Source organism: Streptococcus oralis, from assembly GCF_001579025.1.
Classification (GTDB): domain Bacteria; phylum Bacillota; class Bacilli; order Lactobacillales; family Streptococcaceae; genus Streptococcus; species Streptococcus oralis_X.
The window spans coordinates 1-352 of sequence record NZ_KQ970247.1 but is presented as its reverse complement, the minus strand read 5'-3'; the positions used below and the strand labels follow the sequence as shown (position 1 = coordinate 352).

General features: G+C 40.9%; 1 protein-coding gene. It reads left to right on the top strand.

What is annotated here, in order from left to right:
• Positions 1-352: Spy0128 family protein (locus SORDD27_RS09450; protein ID WP_330997342.1), on the top strand; the 352-nt coding region annotated here is incomplete at both ends.

The following is a 352-nucleotide window of genomic DNA, read 5'->3' as shown; positions in this document are numbered from 1 at the left end:
TAGAAGCTACGATTGAAGCAACTAAGAAACTTGAAGGTAAAGAACTTGCGGCTGATGCTTATACTTTCGAATTGAAAGAAAATGGTGCAGTTGTAGCAGAAGCTAAGAATACTGCCGAAGGTAAAGTAGCCTTTGTTCGTTCATTCGAAGAAGCAGGTACTCACACTTATACCTTGGTTGAAAAAGTTGGTACTGAAGAGGGTATTGAATACGATAAGACTGAGCATACTGTAACAGTCACTGTAGTTGCGGATGGTCAAGGTCTCTTGACTGCGACTGTCTCATATGCAGATGGTAAAGCAGTTGTATTTACAAATAAATACACTGTTCCAAACCCAACACCGGATCCAGC